At 40.5% G+C, this 22,511-nt stretch carries 16 protein-coding genes and 1 pseudogene; 15 read left to right on the forward strand and 2 right to left on the reverse strand.

Annotation, left to right across the window (positions count from 1 at the left end; translation table 11 throughout):
- Window positions 1–55 precede the first annotated feature (55 nt).
- The 6 genes from alr (at window position 56) to ABFY19_RS01875 (ending at window position 6,058) form a co-directional block, all read left to right on the forward strand.
- A complete protein-coding gene (gene alr / locus ABFY19_RS01850; RefSeq protein ID WP_418792513.1) occupies window positions 56–1,123 on the forward strand; it encodes an alanine racemase in 1,068 nt (355 codons plus the stop codon).
- A gap of 38 nt (window positions 1,124–1,161) precedes the next feature.
- The gene (locus ABFY19_RS01855) at window positions 1,162–1,716 is read left to right on the forward strand and encodes an ANTAR domain-containing response regulator (protein ID WP_418791572.1); all 555 of its coding nucleotides are present in this window, start codon (window positions 1,162–1,164) and stop codon (window positions 1,714–1,716) included.
- Between the two features lie 46 nt (window positions 1,717–1,762).
- The gene (locus ABFY19_RS01860) at window positions 1,763–3,094 is read left to right on the forward strand and encodes a glutamine synthetase family protein (RefSeq protein ID WP_418791574.1); all 1,332 of its coding nucleotides are present in this window, start codon (window positions 1,763–1,765) and stop codon (window positions 3,092–3,094) included.
- 451 nt (window positions 3,095–3,545) lie between these two features.
- Entirely contained in the window at window positions 3,546–4,859 is a 1,314-nt protein-coding gene (gene gdhA / locus ABFY19_RS01865) for an NADP-specific glutamate dehydrogenase (protein ID WP_418792514.1), read from the forward strand.
- A gap of 187 nt (window positions 4,860–5,046) precedes the next feature.
- Window positions 5,047–5,661, forward strand: a complete 615-nt coding sequence (locus tag ABFY19_RS01870; RefSeq protein ID WP_418791575.1) for an ANTAR domain-containing response regulator — start codon at window positions 5,047–5,049, stop codon at window positions 5,659–5,661.
- Between the two features lie 97 nt (window positions 5,662–5,758).
- The gene (locus ABFY19_RS01875; RefSeq protein ID WP_418791576.1) at window positions 5,759–6,058 is read left to right on the forward strand and encodes a PGPGW domain-containing protein; all 300 of its coding nucleotides are present in this window, start codon (window positions 5,759–5,761) and stop codon (window positions 6,056–6,058) included.
- 30 nt (window positions 6,059–6,088) lie between these two features.
- Here the strand turns inward: ABFY19_RS01875 and ABFY19_RS01880 are convergent, their stop codons facing one another.
- The gene (locus ABFY19_RS01880; RefSeq protein ID WP_418791577.1) at window positions 6,089–7,216 is read right to left on the reverse strand and encodes a PRK06851 family protein; all 1,128 of its coding nucleotides are present in this window, start codon (window positions 7,214–7,216) and stop codon (window positions 6,089–6,091) included.
- 226 nt (window positions 7,217–7,442) lie between these two features.
- Between ABFY19_RS01880 and ABFY19_RS01885 the strand changes: the two genes are divergently transcribed.
- From ABFY19_RS01885 to ABFY19_RS01915, 7 genes are all read left to right on the forward strand, one after another.
- Window positions 7,443–8,984: a PAS domain S-box protein gene (locus tag ABFY19_RS01885; RefSeq protein WP_418791578.1), complete on the forward strand. Its 1,542-nt coding sequence runs from the start codon at window positions 7,443–7,445 to the stop codon at window positions 8,982–8,984.
- A gap of 32 nt (window positions 8,985–9,016) precedes the next feature.
- Window positions 9,017–10,477, forward strand: coding sequence for a sigma-54-dependent transcriptional regulator (locus tag ABFY19_RS01890; RefSeq protein WP_418791579.1), 1,461 nt, complete (start codon window positions 9,017–9,019; stop codon window positions 10,475–10,477).
- Window positions 10,478–10,739: 262 nt separating this feature from the next.
- Entirely contained in the window at window positions 10,740–12,596 is a 1,857-nt protein-coding gene (locus ABFY19_RS01895) for a methyl-accepting chemotaxis protein (protein ID WP_418791580.1), read from the forward strand.
- Between the two features lie 11 nt (window positions 12,597–12,607).
- The gene (locus tag ABFY19_RS01900) at window positions 12,608–13,063 is read left to right on the forward strand and encodes a chemotaxis protein CheW (protein WP_418791581.1); all 456 of its coding nucleotides are present in this window, start codon (window positions 12,608–12,610) and stop codon (window positions 13,061–13,063) included.
- A 252-nt stretch (window positions 13,064–13,315) separates the two neighbouring features.
- Window positions 13,316–15,172 (forward strand): methyl-accepting chemotaxis protein, encoded by a 1,857-nt coding sequence (locus tag ABFY19_RS01905; RefSeq protein WP_418791582.1) that lies wholly within the window; start codon window positions 13,316–13,318, stop codon window positions 15,170–15,172.
- 11 nt (window positions 15,173–15,183) lie between these two features.
- On the forward strand, window positions 15,184–15,636 hold the full coding sequence (locus tag ABFY19_RS01910; RefSeq protein WP_418791583.1) for a chemotaxis protein CheW: 453 nt from the start codon (window positions 15,184–15,186) through the stop codon (window positions 15,634–15,636).
- 327 nt (window positions 15,637–15,963) lie between these two features.
- Window positions 15,964–17,373: an MFS transporter gene (locus ABFY19_RS01915; protein WP_418791584.1), complete on the forward strand. Its 1,410-nt coding sequence runs from the start codon at window positions 15,964–15,966 to the stop codon at window positions 17,371–17,373.
- Window positions 17,374–17,657: 284 nt separating this feature from the next.
- On the opposite strand, the pseudogene ABFY19_RS01920 reads toward ABFY19_RS01915, so the two are convergent.
- A pseudogene (locus tag ABFY19_RS01920) lies at window positions 17,658–17,806 on the reverse strand (transposase); the annotation flags it as partial.
- A 718-nt stretch (window positions 17,807–18,524) separates the two neighbouring features.
- Between ABFY19_RS01920 and ABFY19_RS01925 the strand changes: the two are divergent.
- A complete protein-coding gene (locus tag ABFY19_RS01925; RefSeq protein ID WP_418791585.1) occupies window positions 18,525–19,907 on the forward strand; it encodes an MFS transporter in 1,383 nt (460 codons plus the stop codon).
- Window positions 19,908–20,079: 172 nt separating this feature from the next.
- Entirely contained in the window at window positions 20,080–22,200 is a 2,121-nt protein-coding gene (locus tag ABFY19_RS01930) for an FAD-dependent oxidoreductase (RefSeq protein ID WP_418791586.1), read from the forward strand.
- Window positions 22,201–22,511 lie beyond the last annotated feature (311 nt).

Genomic DNA, 22,511 nt, shown 5'->3' on the forward strand with positions numbered 1-22,511 from the left:
ATTGAGCCTGAGACCTGCCTGGGTGGAAATAGACCTTTCCGCCATAGCGCATAACATGAAACAATTGCGCGGGGCTGTTGCGCCCGGCGTCAGAATAATGGGAGTAGTTAAGGCCAATGCTTATGGTCACGGGGCTATCCCTGTAAGTAAAATAATTCTTGATAACGGCGCAGACTGTCTTGGTGTAGCTATGCTTGATGAAGCGCGTGAACTGCGTCAGGCAGGGATTGCCGTTCCGGTTTTGATACTTGGTTATACTCCTGGTGAGCAAGCAGAAGAGGCAATCAGTTTGGACATAACCCAGACAGTGTATAGCATAGAAGGTGCGGAAGCCATATCACGGGCTGCGTTAAAATTAGGAAAACAGGCCAAAATACATATTAAAGTAGATACCGGAATGGGCAGGCTGGGTTTTCTTGCAGATGACAACTCGATTGATAATATTATTAGGGCTGCGGCTCTTCCAGGCATAGCAGCAGAAGGGATTATGACACATTTTTCGGTTGCTGACAGAGATGATAAAGAATATACATATTATCAGCATAATCTCTTTTCAAAAGTTATTTCCTGCTTGAGAAAAAAAGGTTTTCCTGATGTTATCAAACATGCTGCAAACAGTGCAGCTATTATTGACCTTCCAGGTGTTCACTTGGATATGGTTCGGGCGGGGGTCAGCATTTATGGACTTTATCCTTCGCAAGAGGTGCAAACAAGCAAACTTGACCTCATGCCTGCACTTAGCTTTAAAGCAAGGGTAGCATATGTTAAAACGGTCCCGGCAGGTACCAGTATCAGTTATGGCAGGAGTTTTGTTACCGGAGGTGAGACCACGGTAGCTACCATACCTGTAGGTTATGCAGATGGTTACAGCAGGCTTCTATCTAACAAAGCACATGTTCTTGTCCATGGCGTTCGGGTGCCTGTAATAGGTACAGTTTGTATGGATCAGTTTATTATTGATGTAAGTAAGGTGCCTGAAGTCAAGGTCGGAGATGTCGTTACTCTGATAGGCCGGGAGGGAGAGCAGCACATAACTGCTGATGAACTGGCGGATTTGATGGGCACTATTAATTATGAAATAGTTTGTATGATAAGTGACCGGGTACCACGGGTGTATTCTTGAGACATTGTGATGTGCGAAACTTAATTCGAGGTGCGGATATGTATGGGTTAAGGATAATAATTGCTGATACGGATCCTGTATTCCGCAAATTTTTAAAAGACAAGCTTCTTAATGCCGGGCATATGGTTGTTGAAGAGGCGTCTGATGGTCGGAAGGCTCTTCAAATGGTCTTTAACACCCAACCGGACCTGGTTATTCTTAATGTCCAGCTTCCTGAGCGGGATGGGTTGGAGATAGCCAAAATTATTGATGAACACAGGGGCGCCCCAGTTCTTCTGGTGACTGAAATTGACCGGCAGGATGAGGTCATTCAGGCACTGGAACACTGGAGCTTTTCCTATATTTTGAGGCCTGTTGAGGATACCAATCTTTTTCCTGCAATAGAAGTATGTGTCGCTACTTTTAAGAAAATATGCCAGTATGAAGAAAAGACCCGAAAATTAAAACATATGGTAGAGACCCGAAAAATCCTGGAAAAGGCAAAAGGATTGTTGATAGAACACAAAGGCATGACTGAGCAGCAGGCTTTTAAATATATTCAGAAATTAAGTATGGATAAATGTATACCAATGCAAAATGTAGCAAACACTTAATAAAGATTATGATGCCAAGAAAGGTAACAGATGGGGGTGACTTATCTTGAGAAATCTTACCAAAGAAGATGTTCTTGAGCAGGCACAGGAATATAATGTGAAATTTATTCGGCTGCAGTTTACCGATATTTTCGGAATTTTTAAGAATATTGCCATTACTGTTGACGAGCTTCCTAAAGCCATGGAAGGCAGGATTAGGTTTGACAGCTCGGTAATTGACGGCATGGTTGGCAACAGGGAGAGGGAAATCTGTCTGCTGCCTGATCCCGCAAGTTTTGTTATATTTCCATGGAGACCCAGGGAAGGCGCAGTCGCCCGGCTTATATGTGATATTGTGAATCCTGACGGGACCCCTTATGAATGCTGTTGTCGCAATGTCCTCAAAAAAGTTATCTCAGAGGCGGAAACATTGGACCTGCGAATGATGGTAGGGGCAGAAACGGAATTTTTTCTATTCCAGACGGATGAAAGGAACAAACCTACTGTCCTGACACATGATACTGCAGGTTATTGTGACCTTTCCCCTGTAGACCTGGGGGAAAACGCGCGCCGTGACATGGTGTTGACTTTAGAAGAAATGGGTTTTGAGATTGCTTCTTCACATCATGAGTTTGCTCCGGGCCAGCACGAGATATCGTTAAAAAGCGATGATGCCTTATCAACGGCGGACAAGCTGATTACATTCAGGTTTGTTGTCCGTACTATTGCTAAGAGACATGGACTTCATGCTTCCTTTATGCCTAAGCCAGCCAATGATTTAAGCGGTTCAGCACTTCATATCTATCAGACACTTTACCGGGGCCTTGATAATACTTTTTATGACCCCCAGGGAATTGATCAGTTAAGTGATATGGCACGTTATTATGTAGGGGGACTGATAAATCATGCCCGTTCTTTTGCTGCAATTACCAACCCTATTGTAAATTCTTATAAAAGGCTTGTGCCTGGACACCTTACCCCATGTTATGTGGCTTGGTCGACTGAAAACCGGAATACGATTATCAGGGTTCCTGCCAATAGGTCAGAAGAAACAAGGGTGGAGCTTAGGAACCCGGACCCGGCATGCAACCCTTACTTGGTTACAGCTGTCCTGCTTAAGGCTGGGCTGACAGGGATAAAACATAAGCTTCGACCGTCCCAGCCTGTAAATGAAAATCTTTTTACATTGTCACCGGCAGACTGCCGCGCCAGAAATATTTTGACCTTGCCGCAGAATCTTGAAAAAGCTATTGACCTTTTGAAACAAGATGAATTAGTTATTCACACAATTGGTGAAGGCTTGGCCGCTAAATATATTATGGCAAAAGAGTTGGAATGGCAGAAGTTCCAAACTCATGTTCATTTGTGGGAATTGGAGGAATATTTGCCGTTGTTTTAAAAAGACAAAATAATAAAAGAATATACGTGTTTGCAGAAATAAGCCCTCAAAGATATAGCTCACAGTAATGAAATGATGTAAAAAAAGTATTGAAAATATTTGCTGTTTTGATATAATTGTGTATGTGAGTTAAATAAATGCCACTGTTTGACACGGTTTTACATCTTCGCACCAACAGTAGCAAGGGCAATGGCGTCCTCAGGAACAGGTTATTAATAGACCTGCTTTTGGGGATGATTTTATTTGTTATCAAATTATATCTATCACAAAAGGGTGATGATTGAACCACTATATTTCCGATTTGTACAATTTTTTTTAAAATGAATATGTTATACTTTTTTTAATCCATTAAGAAATCCAAGGCGTTAAGCCTTGAATATAAAGTATCTCGAATTTCCGAGAGAGTATATTTTTTAAAAGGGAGGAAAATAAATTGAGTATTGAAAGTTTTATGCAACAGATTATTGCACGTAACCCTGGTGAAAATGAATTTCATCAGGCAGTGCACGAGGTGGTTTCATCTTTGATGCCTTTTATTGAGGCAAATCCCAAGTACAAGGAGGCCAAGGTCCTGGAAAGGATAGCAGAACCGGAGCGGGTTATTATGTTCCGTGTGCCCTGGGTTAATGATAAGGGTGAAGTCCAGGTTAACCGTGGCTTCCGTATTGAAATGAATAGTGCTATCGGTCCTTATAAAGGAGGACTTCGTTTCCATCCTTCGGTAAATCTTGGTGTGCTGAAATTCCTGGCCTTTGAGCAGGTATTTAAGAACTCCTTAACTACCCTTCCTATGGGTGGCGGTAAGGGCGGTTCCGATTTTGACCCCAAAGGTAAGTCTGATAATGAAGTAATGCGTTTTTGCCAGGCATTTATGAGTGAACTGTTCCGCCACATTGGGGCAGATACTGATGTTCCTGCAGGGGATATTGGTGTAGGCGGCCGGGAAATAGGCTTTATGTTTGGTCAGTATAAGAAACTCCGCAATGAATTTACCGGAGTTCTCACCGGTAAAGGTCTTACCTGGGGCGGCAGCCTGATTCGTCCGGAAGCAACCGGTTACGGAGCATGTTACTTTGCTGAGGAAATGCTCAAAACACGTGGTGACTCTTTTGAGGGCAAAATAGTAGCTATCTCCGGTTCCGGAAATGTTTCCCAGTATGCCGCTGAAAAATCGATGCAGTTGGGTGCCAAAGTAGTTACTATGTCGGATTCCAATGGGACAATTTATGACAGGGATGGCTTGAATGCTGAAAAACTGGCCTTTATTCTTGAATTGAAAAATGTAAAACGCGGTCGCCTCAAAGAGTATGCTGATAAGTACGGGTGTGAGTATTATGAAAATATGCGTCCATGGAATGTTCCTTGTGACATCGCTCTGCCATGTGCTACTCAAAACGAACTTAACGGCGAAGAAGCCAAAGAACTGGTTAAAAACGGATGTATTTGTATTTCTGAAGGGGCTAATATGCCCAGTACTCCCGAAGCAGTGGATATTTTCCTTGACAGTAAGATTCTCTATGGTCCTGGTAAAGCAGCCAATGCCGGTGGTGTGGCTACGAGCGGCCTGGAAATGTCCCAGAACAGCTTGCGCCTGAGCTGGCCCCGTGAAGAAGTTGACCAAAGGCTTAACGACATCATGAAAGCTATTCACAGCCAGTGTGTTGAATATGGTAAGAAGGGCGATTTCGTTAACTATGTTAATGGCGCAAATATTGCAGGATTTGTTAAAGTAGCTAATGCCATGCTTGACCAAGGTATCGTATAAATATACAATAATACAGAAATATAATCACCGGGGGGCTGAGCCATATGGCTTCGCCCTCTTTCACTTTACTTCCCTCCGGTTAGATTTATTGCAACAGATACGTAATAATAATCCCTATGTGGCACTTGAATACTGATTGTGATAAAATAATGAGAAAGAATTGCGGTCTCAACGAGGAGCATACTGTATGGAGAGATTACGGGTAATTATAGCTGAAAGAGACAGCCAGGCAAGGAAAAAAATAGTCGAGTTTTTGAATCAGGCGGGGTATTTCATAGTAGGTGAGCCTGAGGATGGAATGTCAGCCTTGAAGATGATTAGAAGTACTCAGCCTGAACTGGTATTGGTGGCGGCAAACCTCCCGGTAATGAATGGTTTTGAACTTGCCAGGATTCTAGACGAGGGGCGGGTCTGTGCAGTTGTTTTGATGCTGGATTATGCTGAAAAAGAATATGCCGGCAGGGCTGCAGAAAATAGTTTTTTTCCTGTTGTATTTAAGCCCGTAAACAGGTTCCAGCTTTTATCAGTGATGGAATATGCTTATGCATCATATCTCAGGGTGGCAGGTCTGGAGTGTGAGGTAAATCGGTTGAAACAGGATTTGGAGATAAGAAAGGTTGTTGCTAAGGCTAAGGGTATTTTGATGAAAACCCAAGGGATTTCGGAACAGGCAGCCTTCAGAAAAATTCAGCAGCAGAGCATGAAGCAAAGAACGACCATGAAAAAGGTTGCTGAGGCTGTTATTATGGCATATGAGGTGTCAGGGCAAACTGATGGTAGAGAGGATAAAAAAATAAAATAGAAACAGCCAGGTTTTCCAACAGAATTTATTGTATGCTGAATGATAATAATAAAATACTGCTGTTGCATTGCGACAGCAGTTGATTAGAATTTTACACGTGAAGTTGACTTGGAAAAGAGAGGATGCACTTACCATGCAGGCACAGGCAAAACGGATTTTGATAATGATATTAGGGTGGCTTTTTATAATACTTGGGATTGCCGGACTGTTTCTTCCGTTTTTACAAGGCATACTATTTTTGCTGATAGGGCTTTATTTACTTTCACATGAATCCAGATGGGCAAAAACACAGCTTCATAAGATAAAAAAGCGTCACCCGGTATTATATGGCAGGTTCATTAATTTTAAAACTAATTTTCGCGGGAAATTCAGACAACTGTTGGGAAAAAGGGTATGATTTGATTAATGCTGAGTGCTGAGCGTGAGGTCAGTGTATACTCTTTTCTTCAGCATATTTGATAATTCGTGCCAGGAGTTCTTCTTTTTTAGCATTAATGTGTTTGAAGTTCATGGCAGGGACATAATATGATTCCATCAGGTCATGTTCTGCCTTGGCCTGATTAATTCTTTTTACAGCCCTGTTAAAGGCAGCATGAAACCTTGTCTTACACCCTATAATTTCCTCAGCATAATGGCTCAGGGTTTCTGAATTCAGAAAAGCTGAGAGGTTGATTTCTTCGGAAATTTCAAGATTAGGCAGGCATATGGGGTCAAAACATACCGGTTCCGATAAATTAGCAACTGCTGCTGATAGTTTTGGTATCACAAGAACATCGATGTTTTGAGGAATCAGTGAACAATGATACTGTTCGCTGTCAAGCCCGAGACCAGCTGCCTGGTCAGTCAGTTTAGCAATCAGTGCAGCCTTGCCGCTGCCAGGTTCCCCCTTGATTATATACAGTTTACGTATATCCTGAAGAATCGTATCAAGGTAGTTTATTGACCCGTCAGGGGTAATAGCGCTGGCAAACAAATGTCGTGCTTTGGCAGGACGGCTGAAATCTGGTTTTACATCAGAAAAGATTTCTTTTGAAATCTTAAGAGTTACTGCATTAACTCCGGCAAAACTCATTGCTTCAGTTATATAGCTTTCCCACTCGTCACGGATTACTTTTGCCTCTTTAAGAGCAAAGTAGGCCATTTGAAAGAAACGCCCGACCAGATGGTTCGTTTTTAATATTGCACTCTTATTTTTTCTTAACAGGTTTTCATCCCAGAAATCACCGAGATGGACAATTTCATCGACTGCTCCGGGATTTTTGGGGTCTACGACATGGGGTGCTGTACCGTCCAGCATGGCTATCCCGATTTCTGGAATACATACCCCGTCAAGGGAACTGTTATCTGAGGAGCAGCAGTGGAATTCAACGCTATACCCCTTATCAAACATAGTTTCACCGATAGCTCTCATCAGTGTGGATTTTCCGACACCGGGCCCGCCTTTGATTACAAAAATCCGTTTGGCATCAGGCTCGATAATATTATCATAGTAAGAATAGAACCCCTGTGAAGTGTTCCCGCCCGGGAACATTTTTTTAATTTTGCCGTTGGCCAAGTTTGTCGACCTCCTTTTGGTTGTAGGGCTTTAAAAGATGATATATAATATGCCGCGATGCTTGTTATTGATACAGCAACGGTGGTTAACATACAAAATTTGAAAAAAAATGTCGAAACAGGAAGGAATTTGTAGGGTGAATATCTAATAAATTCAACTTACAGACAATATTTATAAATACAATACTGTATTCATATTTTTTTGCTCAAGGTTTAAAAGAAAAGTGGTGAAAGGGATTAAAATTTCAGGTAAAAATTATATAAATGAGGACATTATTGCTTCATCAGCTGCGAAATTAAAACACAGTGAAACTATTAGGAATTCAATTGAGGTGTCACCCTGGCCGATAATTGGATTTGACATCACATTTACTGTAACTATTTGGAATAAGGCTGCTGAAGATGTATCTGGTTGGAAGGCAAGTGAAGTTATTGGTAAAAAACAATTGATTGTAAGCGCTGCTGAGGAAAAAGCTTTATTAAACGAATTCCAGCGCGGAATTCTGCAGAAAAGCTATATAAATTTTGAAACTATTGGATTAACGAAATATGGTAAAGAAGTGCATCTGGCGATTTTCCCGACCCCAATGAGAGATGGGTCAGGCAATATAACAGAAATAATAGCTTTATTAGAAGACATTACTAAACGGAAAAAATCAGAGCTGAAATTGAAACGCAGTGAAATATATTATCGTTCTTTAATAGAGAATGTTTCCGATATTATCGTAGTGCTTGATGCTACTGGGAAAATAACGTATGTAAGTCCTTCGGTAGAACGATATCTTGGTTATATACCGGAAGAACTGCTGGGGCGTAATACTTTTGAATATTTCCACCCTGCAGATGTAGACCGTGCTTTGAATGATTTTTTACTAATACATAAAGTTCCCAGTGTCGGTATCGGAACTGAGTACCGCTTCATGCATAAAAGCGGGACATGGCATTATTTAAGAGCTCTTGGAACTAACTTGTTGGACAACCCGGCAGTATTTGGGATAGTAGTCAACTGTTATGATATTACGGAACAAAAAAGAATTGAAGAACAGTTGGAACATTCACGTCAAAAAGCAGAACGAGCTGTCCGGATGGCTACTATTGGAGCTATGGCCGCTTGTGTTGCACATGAAATTAATCAACCGTTAAACAGCCTAAAGGTGATGACAGACAGTATACTTTTTTGGCACAAAAGGGGAAAAGAGATTTCGCAGGAAGAGTTAATTGAAAAATTATTTAAGATGTCAAATCAGATAGATAAGATAAGCAATATCGTTAGACATATCCGTTCAATAATAAAAAAAGATGGCGAGACTGAGTTGGTTCCATGTGACCTAAACCAAGCTGTTCTAAGCGCAATAAATTCTATAACCAGCCTTATAAACGGCAGCGGGATAGAAGTTAAATTAGACCTTGCTGAAAATCTGCCAAGAATTTTGGCTAGAAGAAATGTGATTGAAGAGGTAATTTTAAATTTATTAATTAACTCTATCCAGGCTTTAAATTTAAGTGCCAAAGAGTTCAAGGAAATAGTATGTACAACTAATTTTGAGGACTGCATTGTGCTGAAAATCAAAGATAATGGAATTGGCATCAGCGGGGAAGTTAAAGACCAGTTGTTTGAACCGTTTTTTACTACTAAACCCGATGAAGGAATGGGGCTGGGGCTTTTTATAGTTCATTCTATAATTACAGACTTAAATGGTCATATCACTGTAGACGGCAATGAAAAGGAAGGCACTATTTTTTCCATTTTTTTACCAAGGGAAATATGAGATTTGAATAGCTTTTACGGAGGTAAAATTTCATGAATATTCTTCTGGTTGAAGATGATCAAGACAGCAGGGAAAGCCTGACGGAGTTTTTGTTGGATCTAGGGCATGCTGTATCGGGGTGTGAAGACGGGCGGCAGGCATTGGTATCATTACAAAATAAGAAATATGAGCTTGTGATGACTGATATTAAGATGGCCCGGATGAATGGGATTGAATTACTGCGCAGTATTAAGGGGTCAAAGTGCCTTGACGGTCCGGAGGTAATTATTTTTACAGGTCATGGGGATATGGAAACAGCTATTGAGGCATTGAGGGCCGGAGCTAGAGATTATCTGCTTAAACCAGTTGATATTAACAAGTTGGCATCTATTATTGAAAAAATTAAGAATTCTCAACGGAATTTAATTGAAACAGATAAACTGAAAAAGGATGGGAACAGGATAACTAAAGTTGCAGATTCCAAGCAAGGAGACATTGATTATGAAATTGAAGATCAAATAACAGTGGCAGATGTTGGGAAAATTATCAGTACCTCTGAGCAGTCGAAAGAAGTGATTCGCAGAGCTAATAAACTGCATTTTGACCGGGCAATACCGGTATTGATTGAAGGGGAGACAGGAACAGGGAAAGAAGTTATAGCAAGGTTGATTCACCATGGTTTTGAGGGTACCGATTTGCCATTTGTAGGTATAAACTGTGCTGCCTTGATGCCCAGCTTGTTTGAGAGTGAATTATTCGGTTATGAAGGCGGAGCATATACCGGGGCAATGTCTAAAGGAGGTAAAGGGAAAATTGATCTGGCTTCAGGCGGCACCTTGTTTCTTGATGAAATCGCAGAGCTGTCGCTTGAACTCCAAGCTAAGCTTTTGAGAGTTATTCAAGAAAAAGAGTTCTACCGGGTTGGAGGGCTGAAAAATATAAAATCAGATGTCCGGATTATTTGTGCTACCAATGTCGATTTATCTGAACGGGTTAAAGATGGACTTTTCAGGCTTGACTTGTATTACAGGCTGAATGTTGGAAGCCTAAAACTTTTACCACTGAGAGAGCGGAAAGAGGAGATATGTTCTCTTGCATTAGAAATGCTTCTTGAATTTGCTGCCAAAAAGAAAAAGAAATTTAAAACTATTAGTAACAAAGCTAAGGAAATTTTGATGTCCTATAAATGGCCCGGTAACATTCGGGAATTGAGTAATGTTATTGAGTGGGGTGTCTTTATGCACGATGACTATGTATTAAAACCTGAACATCTAAGCATTACAGGCAGCTATAGCACTAATTGTTCTGCAAATCAAGAATCCCCTCCTCCGGTAGATCCGGTCAGTTTTATTCTTCCTTATGACGGCTTGCCTCTCGAAGATTACGTGGACAGGGTGGTGCTTAAGGCTCTGGAAATGCATAATGGCAATAAAGCGGAAACTGCCCGTTATCTGAGGATATCTAGAAAATCTCTTTATTGCCGCCTTGACCGGATAAGAGATAAAACTTCTTAATATTGTTCTTTTAGGAACATAGTGTGCCGATCGGCACACTATGATACTCTTTACATGAAAGCCACCTGGTTTATTTTTTAGATAAATACACACGAAAACAGTTATAGCAACTATTATTGATAAAAACATTAATATTGGCACGATTATTGCATTATATAATTTGTCGAAAAAACAAATTATGGGGGTGAATCTGTCGATTGCGCGCAAACTGCAGTGTATTTAAAGTGCAGGTATATTGGACAAAAAAAGGAGGGTGTGCTAAATGCGTTTAACAATTGGAAAAAAAATATTGGGAGGCTTTATTTTCATAGCACTTATATTGTTAATGGTATCTATTTTTAGTAAGAATTCTACTGCAAATATTAACCAAATGTATAATGAGATTATAGAGACTAATATGCCGATATCTGATGGAATAGCACATTTAGGGTATTATCAGGTTGAACAGGCTGCTGCCATACGGGGCTATATCAGCTACAAAGACAAGAGTTATATTGATACTTATAATGATGCTAAAAAGAACCAAACAGAAATTTATGAAGAAATTGAAAAGCTCCTTACAGACGAAAAATCTAAAGAATTACTTGCTAAGCAAAAAGAACTTACCAAACAATATGACGATATTGTGCAAAACACCATTAAGGCTGTTGAGGCCGGGGATATGGTATCTGCTTTTAATTTTGGTGTTAAAGCGAGGCCGATTTTTAAGGATTATAAAGCCAATACTGATACATGGGGCTCATTGGTTGATGAAAGCAATCAAGCTCTGATTAATGAAGCAATTAGGTATGGCGGCATAAGCAGTCAGTTGTTTTTGGCGATTGCCGGTGTAGCTTTGATTATCAGTCTTCTTTTAGGAATTTTTATAAGCCGCAATATTTCAAAACCTGTTGAGCTGTTGGCAGGGGTTGCCGGGGAGGTAGCCGATGGAAACCTTGCTGTGACTTTTCCGGAATTAAAGAGTAATGATGAAATTAAGGATTTGAATGATTCGTTCACTGGTATGGTAAAAAATCTCAAGGACTTGCTGCATAAAATAGATAATTCCTCTAAGTCTGTGGCAGGAACCAGTGAACAGTTGTCTTCTAATTCTGCAGAGGCTGCCAAGGTTACCCAGCAGGTAGCCCAGACTATTGAGCAGGTGGCTAAGGGTTCTTCCAGCCAAGCTGAAGGTGTTACCGAAATAGTACAAGTTATGGACCAGATGGCCCAATCGATTCAGCAGGTAGCGTCCGGAGCAGGGGAACAGAATCTAAATGTTATCAAAACAACTGATATGGTTAATGATATGGTAAGCAAAATAGATGCAATGGCAGATGGCATGGAAAATGTCAAGCAGGTATCAGAACAGAATGGTGTATTAGCCGAAAATGGCGGGCAATCTGTAGAGAAAACTGTTAAAGGTATGCTTAAGGTTAAAGAAGCAGTATTTGACACATCCCAGAGGATTCATGAACTGGGTGAACATTCCCAGAAAATCGGTGACATTATCCAAGTTATAGACGATATTGCGGAACAAACCAATTTGTTAGCTTTAAATGCCGCTATTGAGGCGGCCAGGGCAGGTGAGCATGGCAAAGGCTTTGCCGTGGTAGCTGACGAGGTTCGCAAACTGGCCGAGAGGTCAGGTAAAGCTACAAAGGAAATAGCACAGCTTATTACCGATATCCAGAGGGGCACTAATGTAGCCGTAGAATCAATGCAGGTAGGCACCAAAGAGGTGGAAGCAGGTGTTGGTCTCGCTCAGGATGCAGGTAAATCCTTGAGTGAAATAGTAATTGGAGTTAAGAGTGCCGGGGATAATGTACATAAGATTATGGGGTTAATCAATGATATATTGGCAAACAGCCGTGAGGTATCCAAAGCGGTCGGTAATGTTGCGGCAATAACCGAGGAGAATACAGCTGCAACTGAAGAAATGTCTGCTTCAACTGAGGAGATTACTTCATCTATGCAGAATGTGGCGACTATTTCTGAAGAGAACGCGTCTGCGGCTGAAGAAGTGTCGGCTTCTACAGAAGAATTGACGGCATCTATTGAAGAGATATCGGGTTCTTCCCAAGAGTTGGCCCAGATGGCCCGGGAGTTAAAGAATATGGTTTCACAGTTCCGGCTTTAGGGGGTGACAAGATGGAAGAGAGCAGATTTAATGAAGGACAATACGTTGTTTTTCTGCTGGGGAAAGAAGTATTTGGAGTGGAAATCAATAAAGTCAAAGAGATTATAGTTTACCAGGAAACGACAAAGATTCCGGGTAGCGGTGATTTTATTGATGGTATAATAAACCTGCGGGGGTATGTGATCCCAATCTTTAGTTTGAAGCGGAAGTTTGGTTTCACAGAAACCGAATGTACAAAAAGGACCCGGATAGTAGTGGTAGAAGCCGGTGACAATCTTGTCGGCATAGAGGTAGACGGGGTATCGGAAGTAATTATGATACCTGGCAATGTTATCGAAAAACCTTCTGCCATAATTTCCGGCATTGATTCCAACTACATTTCTGGAATAGCAAAAATGGAGGATAACCTTGTTACACTTCTTGATTTGGAGAAAGTAATCGGTAATAATATTGCTTTAGCAGTATAAGTTAAGAGGCAACAACATAGCCAGGGTGTGCGTTTTGGCACACCCTTTAGTTCTTTTGGAATGTAAATTACCGGGCTTGATTACAGGCGAATAGATGGGAAACCGTGTGAGAGCTGCATTTATAAAACAGACTAAATGCTGGCATGGTTTTTGCATGCTTGTAAAAAATGTGCAAATAAACAGGAAATGGAGGTGATAATGTCGAAAAATGTAAAATACCTGGGGTATGGGGAAAATTAGGAGGTGTATTTAATGCGAATAACAATAGGGAAAAAGATGTTGGCCGGATTTATTTTTGTTGCAGGTATTTTACTGGTTGTATCTTCTTTTGGTATAAATACGTCTACCCATATTAACCAAACTTATAATGAAATTGTGGAAATTAATATGCCGACAAATGTTTTGGCTTCAGATTTAGGTTTTTATCAGTTGGAACAGGGTGCTAACGTTTGGGGATTTCTGGGATATAGAACTCAGAGTTATATTGATGCTTATAATGCAGCCAGGGAGCAGCAGTTAAAAACTTATGAAGAGCTTGAAAATATTGTTACAGAGGCTGGGTCAAAACAAGCATTAGCTGAGCAAAAAGAGCTTTCTAAACAATTTGATCTTGCTTCTCAAAATATATTTAAGGCTGTTAAGTCAGGGGATACGAAGACCGCCCTCAAATATGATACTGAAGCTAGGCGAATTTTAGACGATTATAAAGTAAAGTTAAGAGAATGGAACTCATTGATTAAGGAAAGTAATCAAGATTACGTTAATGAAGCAAATAGGTGGGCTGCCACAAGCAAAAAAATAATTCAGGCGATTGCTGCTGCAGCCGTTATTATCAGTCTTCTTTTAGGATTCTTTTTAAGCCGCGCTATTTCAAAGCCTGTTGGATTGTTGGCAGCAGTTGCCGGAGAAGTAGCAGACGGTAACCTTGCTGTTACTGTTCCGAAAATCAAGACTAATGATGAAATTAAGGATTTGAGTGATTCGTTCACTGTTATGGTAAACAATCTCAAGGACTTGCTGCATAAAATAGATAATTCCTCTAAGTCTGTGGCAGGAACCAGTGAACAGTTGTCTTCCAACTCTGCAGAGGCTGCCAAGGTTACCCAGCAGGTAGCCCAGACTATTGAGCAGGTGGCTAAGGGTTCTTCCACTCAGGCTGAAGGTGTTACCGAGATAGTACAAGTTATGGACCAGATGGCCCAATCAATTCAGCAGGTAGCGTCCGGAGCAGGAGAACAGAATCTAAATGTTATCAAAACAACTGATATGGTTAATGATATGGTAAGCAAAATAGATGCAATGGCTGATGGCATGGAAAATGTCAAGCAGGTATCAGAACAGAATGGTGTATTAGCCGAAAATGGCGGGCAATCTGTAGAGAAAACTGTTAAAGGTATGCTTAAGGTTAAAGAAGCAGTATTTGACACATCCCAGAGGGTTCATGAACTGGGTGAACATTCCCAGAAAATCGGTGACATTATCCAAGTTATAGACGATATTGCGGAACAAACTAATTTGTTAGCTTTAAATGCTGCTATAGAGGCGGCACGGGCAGGTGAGCATGGCAAAGGCTTTGCCGTGGTAGCCGATGAGGTTCGTAAACTGGCCGAGAGGTCAGGCAAAGCTACAAAGGAAATAGCACAGCTTATTACCGATATCCAGAGGGGCACTAATGTAGCCGTAGAATCAATGCAGGTAGGCACCAAAGAGGTGGAAGCAGGTGTTGGCCTGGCTCAGGATGCAGGTAAATCCTTGAGTGAAATAGTAATTGGAGTTAAGAGCGCCGGGGATAATGTACATAAGATTATGGGGTTGATCAATGACATATTGGCAAACAGCCGAGAGGTATCCAAAGCGGTCGGCAATGTTGCGGCAATAACCGAGGAGAATACAGCATCAACTGAAGAAATGTCTGCTTCAACTGAGGAGATTACTTCATCCATGCAGAATGTGGCTTTTATTTCTGAAGAGAACGCGTCTGCGGCTGAAGAAGTATCGGCTTCTACAGAAGAATTGACGGCATCTATTGAAGAGATATCGGGTTCTTCCCAAGAGTTGGCCCAGATGGCCCGGGAGTTAAAGAATATGGTTTCACAGTTCCGGCTTTAGGGGGTGACAAGATGGAAGAGAGCAAATTTAATGAAGGACAATACGTTGTTTTTTTGCTGGGGAAAGAAGTATTTGGAGTGGAAATCAACAAAGTCAAAGAGATTATAGTTTACCAGGAAACGACAAAGATTCCGGGTAGCGGTGATTTTATTGATGGTATAATAAACCTGCGGGGGTATGTGATCCCAATCTTTAGTTTGAAGCGGAAGTTTGGTTTCACAGAAACCGAATGTACAAAAAGGACCCGGATAGTAGTGGTAGAAGCCGGTGATAATCTTGTCGGCATAGAGGTAGACGGGGTATCGGAAGTAATTATGATACCTGGAAATGTTATTGAAAAACCTTCTACCATAATTTCCGGCATTGATTCCAACTACATCTCCGGAATAGCAAAAATGGAGGATAACCTTATTACACTTCTTGATTTGGAGAAAGTAATCGGTAATAATATTGCTCAGCTATAATACTATATATTATAAAAGCCGGTAGTATAAACTCGTGTGTAAAGATTAAGGGAGTGTCCCATAATTACTAATAAATTTATGGGTACCCTCCCCTTTTTTATGTCAAAAATTATTATGTTGATTGGCAAGCCCGTAGAACAAATTAATTTTAAAAGACATCAATAGCCGGTGCGGTGAATACATTTGTTTAGAAGGACGACTTCGGATAAGGAGGTGTTGCTGTAAATTAGGCAATGAGCCAATTTTAGAGCCCGGAATCCTTATGGATACAAGGGAACCATCGCGGCTGATAATGAATAGTTAATAATTGAAAGGAGAATAAAACAAATGAATTCTGCAATTCAAGAGACAGTTAAAATAAGCCAGCGGGCAAGAATATTACTAGTAGTTGGGTTATTTTGCTTCATTTCAGCAGCACAACTTTTTGCATATCAACTTTCAACTGCATTGCCCAGAATAACAGACACTATTGGCGGCATGGAGTATTTTGGTTTAGTTTTTACGGCAATTACGATGGGGGCAGCAATAATGTCGCCAATTGCTGGGAAATTAAGTGATTTATTCGGAAGAAAGACTGTTTTGTTTATCGGTGTGCTTATATTATTTATATCAGAGTGCCTTGGCATATTTGTTCAAAACATTTATCAGTTAATTGCCTTAGCGGGGGTTCAGGGAATCGGCGGCGGTTTTGCAGTAACCGTAAGCTTGATAGTAATCGCTGATGTTTGTGAAAAGGAAGAGCGAGCAAAATATATTGGGATGTATGGGTCTTTGATGGCTTTATTGGTAATTATAGGCCCGCTTCTCGGTGGTGTTATTGTTGATAATTTAAATTGGCACTTTATATGTTTGGCTCTTATACCCTTTAGTTTGACAGCAGCATTACTGATATTTATCTTTATGCCAGAAATACCTCGGAGTAAAAACACCCAAATTGATTATCTTGGTTCAATTTTGATGACTGTTGCTATTATGCTGACAGTGCTGGTTACTGTCTTGGGCGGCAAACAGTATCCCTGGGGTTCGCCAATAATTATTGGCATGATTATCGGTGCGTTATTGGCTGTTTGGTTGTTTGTTCTTGTAGAAAAGCGTACTGCAAACCCTATTATGCCGATGACTCTTTTTGGTAATCCTACTTTCAGAATATGTTTTTTTGCTTCGTTTATATCAATTGCGGCCGGAACGGCAATTGGGTTTTATTTCCCGATTTACGCTCAAAAGATTAGGGGCTTGAGTCCTACTTATTCAGGAATGTTTATGGCAGCTAAAGGAGTCATAGCCTTTTTTGCCTGTGCCCTCAACGGATGGATTATCTCACGCATTAAAGAATACAGGTGGAACGCTTTGGGAATCGTGGTGATATTATCTGCGGCTTGTTTTGCCTTTTATACCATGGATGCTCAGACGTCCATATTAATGCTTATTATTGCAGTTGTTTTCTGGGGCATATCCGCGGCCTATAGCAGTGTTTTTCATATTGGCATTCAAATGTCATTATCTAATACTGAAATAGTGCCTGCAATGGGTGCTATACAATTAGCTGTAGCTCTCGGTTCAACCCTTGGGAACGTTTTATATGGTTTCTTGTTAAGAAATCCGAATATGGCTGCAGGTGTCAAGAACGTTTTTTTAAGTTCTTTTGTACTTTCTCTAGTGGTTGTTGTTCTGGTTATTATGCTCCTGCTTGGTAAAGGGAAGGAAGCAAATAAAGTCGTTAAATACCAGGGCAAGTAGAAACTGGGCTGTCACATTAGGGTCAAATGATGACTCTGATGTCCCTTCGCATATCTGGCGTAGTACTGATATTATTCCATATTTGACACTTGAACAAAATTAAAATCCTGTAGAACTTTGCCACGCAAGGTTTTGCAGGATTTTTGTTAATATAAAAAGTGAGTAATGTTTTTATTTTTTCGTATCTCTAAAAATTTTTTTCATCTTACTTGCAGTAACAATCCTTTGAAATTCATTTTAGCTCTTATTCTTGCTTTATCTTCAGAGGTGGCTTTATCTATTATTTCATTAAGTTTAGAAATGTCATAGTTTTTTCGCTGCCAGAAAGTTTCCAACCATCTGGAGCAAGAGCCCATTTTTTTAAATGTTCTTTTAATTTTTTGATAGACTGAGTAGTAATAAAAGCGCGTTCTTCCTTACTGTTAAATCTTCGAACCCGAGTTCATGGTAGATTTTTTGTAGGAACAGGTAACCCCCGTTCCCGTCACATTGGGGTCAAATAATGACCCTAATGTCCCTTCGCATATCTGGCGTAGTACTGATATTATGATAACGTAATTAATTTCTTTAACATTAAAGTAACAATATAAACTACAGTTGTAGCATTAAACTATAAAATTGACTAAAGGCAGGATTCGACCCTGCCTTTAGTTTTATCTAAATCCCAAAGGGGGTGTTGCTAATAAGGTTATAAGCCAAATTGTTAGAAGAATTAGAAAATAAGGAGCGATTATCAGTTGAAAAATTAAATAAGATTACCTAGTATTTTCCTAAATTTAAAGTTTAAGCTTATTTGAGAATCTGGCCTTATGACTTGTAATACCTGCTCCGCTATACTTCTAGCATAAACGAATCAGCTTAATCCGAAACCTGGAGCTATATGTGTTTTTCGGCTCTGAGCTAATCTGTGCTTGGGTTGATGTTGGCATAGGTGGTGATAAATAGGCGTTATGACCTACTTGAATTTAAAATGAATTGTTTTACCTAATTAAGCCCGGTATTCTTTTAAACTTGGTGTTGAAAACCCACGTTCTGGGGTAAGCTGTTTCGTTAATCAGCTTGTGTACAAGCCCCAATAAGATCCCAAAGACAAATTGAAAAAAGCAGGATTCGCGCTATTGAGAAGTTTAAATTGAAAGGAGACTAAATGAATGAGTGCTAATGTTCATGAACCAGTTAAGATAACTCCTCGGGCAAAATTTTTGTTAATAGTAGGTTTGTTTTCATTCATTTCAGCAGCACAACTTTATGCTGTACAGCTTAGTACAGCCCTTCCAAAAATAGTGGATGCCATCGGTGGCATGGAGTATTTAGCTTTGGTTTTTACGGCAATTATGATGGGTTCAGCCATAGTATCACCGATAGCCGGAAAACTAAGTGATTTGGCTGGAAGAAGGCGTGTTTTAGTTGTTGGCGCTCTTGTATTATTTGCTTCAGAGATACTTGGCCTTTTCGTCCAAAATATGTTTCAGTTAATTGCTTTATCATTGGTTCAGGGCATCGGCGGAGGTTTTTCGATAACTGTCAGCTTGATAGTAATTGCGGATGTGTGCACAAAGGAAGAGAGGGCCAAATATATTGGCTATTACGGCTCTTTGATGGCCGCATTGATGATTATCGGTCCGCTTCTTGGAGGTATTATTGTAGATAATTTGAACTGGCACTTTATATTTGTAACTCTTATGGTTTTTTGTTTAACGGGATTTCTTCTTATGTTTAAGTTTATGCCGGAAATACCAAAAAGTCCAAACGCTAAAATAGATTATGCGGGATCGCTTTTGATGACCGTATTTATTGTACTGGTGGTAGCGGTTTCGGTCTTAGGCGGCAAAACATATCCTTGGAGTTCATCGACTATTCTTATTATGATTGCTGGCGCAATCTTATCCCTTATATTATTTATTGTTGTAGAAAATCGTGTTTCAAACCCAATTATATCAATGAGTATCTTTACCAATTTTACCTTTGTACTCTGTTTTGTTGCCTGTTTTCTCGTTATCATGGTAGGGGTGGCAATATCCTACTATTTCCCGGTATACGCTCAGAAAGTTAAAGGCTTGACTCCCACAATGTCCGGAATGTTTATATCAGGTAAAGGAATAGTAGCTTTCTTTATCAGTGCCTTTAACGGATGGCTGATTTCCCGCCTAAGAGATTACAGATGGAATGCTTTGGTAACAATTCTGCTGTTAATTGTATCTGTCTATGGTTTTTACTTGATGGATGTTAATACTTCCTTAACATTTATTATTGCTGTTGTTGTTATTTGGGGTTTGAGCCCATACAACAACATATTTCATATTGGTGCCCAAATGTCACTTCCTAACACGATGATAGTATATGCAATGAGTGCTATGCAGTTAGCCGTATCTTTAGGGGCAACCCTTGGAAACGTGTTATGGGGCGTTTTATTAAGAAATCCTGATTTAGCAATGGGTATCAAGAACATCTTCTTAACTTCCATTGTTCTAAGTGTATTAGTGTTTGTATGTGTTCTTGCACTTTTCTTTGGAAAAAGAAATGCTCAGGGATAAGGCTTCAGTCATTATTAACTAAATAGGATTAACTAGATTTTTTGACCCCTTATCTCTTAAAAATTTTTTGGTTGTCATACCGGGGCCACTGCGTGGCCCCGGTGGCCCTATGTAAAATGGCTGAAAACTGATAAAATATATTAAATATTCTAAAAGATTAGGAGTGAGAGCCTTGGCAAAATTAAGTAAACTCATGTCTCCAGGTCGTATTGGCAGCATGGAACTTCGCAACAGGATAGTTCTGACAGCAATGGGTACCGAGTTAAGTACTGATGAAGGAATTACCACCGAAAGAGAAATACGCTTTTATGAGGAGATTGCTAAAGGTGGTACTGGGTTGATAATTTTGGGTTCAGTATCGGTAGGCCATCCCTATGGTGTTTGTCTTGAATACCAATTGGGTATTTCTGATGAAAAGCATGTTCCTGGTTTAAAAGAAATGGTTGACCGGATACATAAGCATGGAGCCAAAGTAGCCCCTCAGCTTCAACACCCTGGACCTACTTCCAATGTAGACCCAACTAGGGGTATTCCGATCTTGGTGCCATCGATGCCTGAACCAAAACAAGGCGATATCGGGACAATGAATGATATAACTGCTTCAGACGGGGCATCTTTTGCAAAGTCGCGTGGGGTTAAGAAGGAATATAAAGTCGCTACTAAAGAGGATATTGACTGGGTAATACAAAAGTTTGCCGAAGCTGCTGAAAGGGCAAAACGAATTGGATTTGATGCTATTGAGATTCATGGCGGGCATGGTTATTTGCTTGATTCATTCATTAGTCCTGTTAGTAACAAGCGGACTGATGAGTATGGTGGCTCACTTGAGAATAGGGCCAGGCTTTTAGTTGAAATCGTCAAGGCTTGTAGAAAGGCAACCGGACCTGACTTCCCAATTATATGCAAAATCAATTCATTTACCATGCATCAGGCTGCAGGAGAAACTGTTGAAGATGCTATCCTTGTTGCGAAGATGGTAGAAGCGGCCGGTGCAGATGCTATTTTCAGCAGTGCATATGGAGGTGGTGTTCAGTCTACAGCTTGCCAAGATACTCATACCCCTCTTAATAAATGCAATATAGTTCCCCAAGCACGACAAATTAAAGCTGCAATAAAGATTCCGGTTATTGCTGTCGGCCGCATTGAGCCGGAAGATGGCAATAAATTAATAGGTGAAGGTGCTGTTGACTTCATTGGAATGGGGCGTCAGCTTTTGGCTGATCCTCAACTTCCAAATAAGGTAAAAGAAGATCGCTTAGAGGATATTCGCCCATGTATTGCCTGTTTTAAATGCATTAGTCAGATATTCTTAAGTTCAAAATTAAAATGTGGGGTAAATCCGGTCTGTACTAATGAAGCTGAGTTTGAGATTACAAAGGCCGCTAAACAAAAGCGTGTTCTGGTAGTTGGCGGAGGCCCGGCTGGTATGGAAGCAGCTAGAGTGGCTGCACTGCGCGGACACAAAGTAACTATTTGTGATAAGGAAAAATTTCTCGGTGGCACACTATTCTTTGCTTCAGTTATGTATGATGCAAACTATAAACTTGTTGAACACCTTGAAGCACAGCTTAAGAAGCTTAAGGTTGATATTCAAGTAGGTGTAGAGGTCACACCTGAGTATGTACGGAAGCTAAAGCCGGATGTTGTTGTAAGTGCGGTTGGGGTTAAACGGTTCTTACCGGATATTCCGGGTGTAAGACAAACTCATGTTCTTGATGGGGATGACATGCGTAATATGGTTACCGGTTCTGGTGATGGGGCAGCTGCCAAGACTGACCTAAAAACCAAGTTAATGCTTAAGGCCGGCTCATTGACAGGTATTTCACGCGATCCCAAGAAACTTGCATTGGGAAGTAAAGTGTTTATGCCGCTAGGTAAAAATGTGGTCATAGTCGGTGGCGGGTTAGTTGGTGTTGAGATGGCCGAATTCCTTGCCGAACGCGGTCGTAATGTTACTATTCTTGAAGAGGGATATGCTCTTGGTTGGGAAATGTCACTTCTCAGGCGTTGGATCCACTTAAGCCACAATCGCAAGGTTGGTGTCAAAAGCTTATGTGGATGCAAGGTAACAAGCATTGGTGAGAAGACAATCACTTATACCGATAAAGAAGGAAAAGAACATTCAATTCCTGCTGATAATGTGATTATCGCCCAAGGACATACCCATAATCTTGAATTAGCAGAGAAATTGAAGAAAGATGGTTATGAAGTTTATACAGTCGGTGATTGCGCTGGGGATGACCTTATCGAAGGTGCGATGACTGATGGAATAAAAGCAGGTTTAGCAATTTAAGTATTGTAGGCCAATGCGCTCACGGTAAAACTTTACCCCTAGTTTTGATGAAAAGGTAAGAGGCAGTGATTTGCAGTTATTTGAAAAAGCAGGGGTAGGTATTATGGGAGAATGCGGGGGGCAGGTATTTGCAGTTCATGTAAGGCAGAAGTTGAACTGACAATTTCCTTGCCCCCGTTGCTTTGAAAAATATAAATCTTAACCCCAAAATATTTTCATAAGGTAAAATTTATTCGTTAATCCGATCAATAAGGGTGTTGCATTATAGTAAAAAATTGTTATAATGTAATATAAGGTTTGGAATTAATTTT

The organism is Phosphitispora sp. TUW77 (genome assembly GCF_048453025.1).
Taxonomy (GTDB): domain Bacteria; phylum Bacillota; class Thermincolia; order Thermincolales; family UBA2595; genus Phosphitispora.

What these genes read in the sequence shown, in the direction of transcription:
- alr (WP_418792513.1), top strand. Translation starts at nt 56, where the DNA reads ATGAAACAATTGCGCGGGGCTGTTGCGCCCGGCGTCAGAATAATGGGA.
- ABFY19_RS01855 (WP_418791572.1), top strand. Translation starts at nt 1,162, where the DNA reads ATGTATGGGTTAAGGATAATAATTGCTGATACGGATCCTGTATTCCGC.
- gdhA (WP_418792514.1), top strand. Translation starts at nt 3,546, where the DNA reads ATGCAACAGATTATTGCACGTAACCCTGGTGAAAATGAATTTCATCAG.
- ABFY19_RS01870 (WP_418791575.1), top strand. Translation starts at nt 5,047, where the DNA reads ATGGAGAGATTACGGGTAATTATAGCTGAAAGAGACAGCCAGGCAAGG.
- ABFY19_RS01890 (WP_418791579.1), top strand. Translation starts at nt 9,017, where the DNA reads ATGAATATTCTTCTGGTTGAAGATGATCAAGACAGCAGGGAAAGCCTG.
- ABFY19_RS01895 (WP_418791580.1), top strand. Translation starts at nt 10,740, where the DNA reads ATGCGTTTAACAATTGGAAAAAAAATATTGGGAGGCTTTATTTTCATA.
- ABFY19_RS01900 (WP_418791581.1), top strand. Translation starts at nt 12,608, where the DNA reads ATGGAAGAGAGCAGATTTAATGAAGGACAATACGTTGTTTTTCTGCTG.
- ABFY19_RS01905 (WP_418791582.1), top strand. Translation starts at nt 13,316, where the DNA reads ATGCGAATAACAATAGGGAAAAAGATGTTGGCCGGATTTATTTTTGTT.
- ABFY19_RS01910 (WP_418791583.1), top strand. Translation starts at nt 15,184, where the DNA reads ATGGAAGAGAGCAAATTTAATGAAGGACAATACGTTGTTTTTTTGCTG.
- ABFY19_RS01915 (WP_418791584.1), top strand. Translation starts at nt 15,964, where the DNA reads ATGAATTCTGCAATTCAAGAGACAGTTAAAATAAGCCAGCGGGCAAGA.
- ABFY19_RS01925 (WP_418791585.1), top strand. Translation starts at nt 18,525, where the DNA reads ATGAGTGCTAATGTTCATGAACCAGTTAAGATAACTCCTCGGGCAAAA.